The organism is Pseudoxanthobacter sp. (assembly GCF_036822375.1).
Taxonomy (GTDB): Bacteria; Pseudomonadota; Alphaproteobacteria; order Rhizobiales; family Segnochrobactraceae; genus Pseudoxanthobacter.
The window spans coordinates 34,742-37,363 of record NZ_DAISHT010000002.1 but is presented as its reverse complement, the minus strand read 5'-3'; the positions used below and the strand labels follow the sequence as shown (position 1 = coordinate 37,363).

Here is a 2,622-nt window from a genome sequence, read left to right as displayed (position 1 = left end):
GCCCGGATCTGGCCGGCTGCGTTGTGGTTCTGCAGGGCGCTGCGGCGAATGTCGCCGGCCTTGGCGGCACCGGGGGCGCCGGGCTGGCTGCGCCGCAGATCGCCCGCCCGGGCGCGCAGGTCGTTGCGACGGTCGGTATCGAGGCCCTGCCGGATGCGGTTCCCGTCAATGGCGCCGAACTGGTTCCTGTCGATCTGCAGCCTGCTGCGATCGACATTCTTCCAGTCGATGTCGTTGACGTTGAGCCGGCCGCTGAAATTGCGGTCCCGGTAGCAGTTGATGCAGTTGACGCCGAGATCGCCGCGCCAGCGGCCGCCCCACACATTCCAGTTGTTCCAGTCCACGGCCGAAGCCCAGACCGCGCCGGTGATCGCCGCGGTGAAAAAGGTCGCCGTCGGCCAGAAATAGGAGGGGTAGGGGTTCGCCGCGTATGTCACCGGAACGAGGGGATAGGACGGGTCGTAGAGCATCGCGGGCTGGTAGCTCGGGATGTAGACCTTGTCGGGCGTGGCCGGGGCGATAACGATGTTATCGCCCTCCCGGCTCACGGTGACCTTGTCGTCCGACCGGATGACATTGGCGGCCACCGCCTCGTCGCGCAGTTGCTGGATGGCAATCAGCACATCCTTCTGCTGATTGACCAGCGCCTCGCCGAGCGACTGGGTCCAGTCCAGATCGTCGCTCATCATCTGCACGATCTCAGGATAGTTCAGAAGCGCGATGACGCTGCCGTCCCAGCCGGCCTTCGGCGCCAGCTTCGGGTCCTTTTTACGGGCTTCGAGAAAGCGTGCGGCCTCCACGATCTGGAGCGGATAGAGAGAGGCCTCGGCAATCGCCGCAACGAGATCGTCGGGATAGAGGGCGATCCGCGCGACGAGAACCTGCAGTTCCTCGTCGCTGTAAGGCTCCGGCGCGGCCTCGTCCGGCCCGGGTGGCGCAGCCGCCGGCGCCGGATCGGGCGTCTGCGCGTATCCGCTGCGGGACCAGCCCGTTGCGAACGGCACGGAAAGAGCCATCAGACAGACCAGAAGAGTCCGGGCCCGCCGCCTGATCATGATGCTGCCTCCCAACCTGTCGTTTCCCGCGCGGATCATCATTCCGCACCTGCCCCGACGGCGCGCCGGGCTGAGGGGGCCGGTGGCCTGTCCGTGTTATTGTATTTTCTGTTCAGAAAGATTCGACGAAGAGATAACGACGGCACAGTCCGGCCCGGAAAGCTGGTTTTTGCCGGAACCGGCGGCCGGCAGAACCGCAGACAACAGGCAACCGGGCGGGCAGCGGCGGTGTCTTCGTTCCCGAAGTCTTCCGGCCGCGTGTGCCGAAGCGCGATCGACAGCAACCGGAGTGTAATGACAGTCGGCCGCGGCAATCAAGAATGCGGTGGTCACGATTTCGTCGCAGGCTGTCGCGCTAGCGGCGCCAGCGCAGGGCTTCGACGAGCAGCGAGAAAGCGGCCGAGGGCTGGCGGCGGCTGGGATAATAGAGATAATAACCGGCGAACGGCGGGCACCAGTCATCGAGAACCCGGATCAGCCGTCCGGCGCGGATCTCCGCCTCGACCTGATCTTCCACGGCGAAGGCGATGCCGAAGCCGTCGAGGGCGGCCTGTATGTTCATGGTCATGCTGCTGGAGGTGATCTGGCCTTCAACCCGCACCCGCAGCTCCCGTCCGTCGCGCTCCAGTTCCCACGCATAAAGCCCGCCCGCGGTTTGCAGGCGCAGGTTGATGCAGCGGTGCGCGGCAAGGTCGCCGGGCGTGTGCGGTGGCGGGTGCCGCGCGAAATAGGCCGGCGCGGCCACCACGGCCATCCGCAGTTCCGGGCCGATGGGCACGGCGATCATGTCCCTTGCCAGCGACTCGCCCAGCCGCACGCCGGCGTCGAAACGGTCGGCCACGATATCCGTCAGGCTGGAGTCGATGCTCAGTTCCACATGGATGTCGGGATAGTCCCGCAGCAGCTTCTTCAGCGCCGGCCAGAGCACTGTCGTTGCGGCGTGCTCGGCGGTGGTGATGCGGATGGTTCCGGCCGGCCGGTCGCGCAGTTCGTTCAGGTCATCAAGCCCGGCCTCGATCTCGCTCAGCGCGGGTCGCAGTTTTGCGAGCAGGCGCTCGCCGGCCTGCGTCGGCACCACGCTGCGGGTGGTGCGGGCGAGAAGCCGCACGCCGAGGCGCGTTTCGAGGCGCCGGATGGTGTGGCTGAGCGCAGACTGCGATGTGCCCAGCCGGGCAGCGGCCCGGGTGAAACTGCCTTCTGCGGCAACGATGAGGAAGGCATTGAGATCGACGAGGTCATCACGCTGCATTCATGAATGACAGACATAAGCTCATGCCGGTTTCAAGCACTAGTTCACCAAATCCGGCGTGATAAACGAAAGCACGGCGCGGGCGCCGGGGTGGGAGTGTCTTCCGCGGAGACCGGGCGTGCCGGATCGCCCCCCTTGCACGGGGGACCGGACGGCTATTTCACCGGATCGGTTCAGATCGGCGCGCCGTTCATGGGCGGCGGCGGGCTGCGTGCGGCCGCGGTTGCCTTTTCGCCGGGTGCTCGGACGGCATGGCACAGCCATCCGCCGGGGCAGACGATCGTCATCCTGTCGGGCACGGGCCGGGCTGTCGGCCGG

General features: G+C 66.6%; 2 protein-coding genes and 1 pseudogene. 1 reads left to right on the top strand and 2 read right to left on the bottom strand.

The window, feature by feature from the left end:
• The coding region (locus V7067_RS00610) for a DUF3300 domain-containing protein (protein ID WP_334173926.1) at positions 1-1,055 on the bottom strand (1,055 nt) is incomplete at its 3' end.
• Positions 1,056-1,410: 355 nt separating this feature from the next.
• Positions 1,411-2,304: a LysR family transcriptional regulator gene (locus tag V7067_RS00605; protein ID WP_334173925.1), complete on the bottom strand. Its 894-nt coding sequence runs from the start codon at positions 2,302-2,304 to the stop codon at positions 1,411-1,413.
• A gap of 135 nt (positions 2,305-2,439) precedes the next feature.
• Between V7067_RS00605 and V7067_RS00600 the strand changes: the two are divergent.
• Positions 2,440-2,622, top strand: a pseudogene (locus V7067_RS00600) (cupin domain-containing protein); the annotation flags it as partial.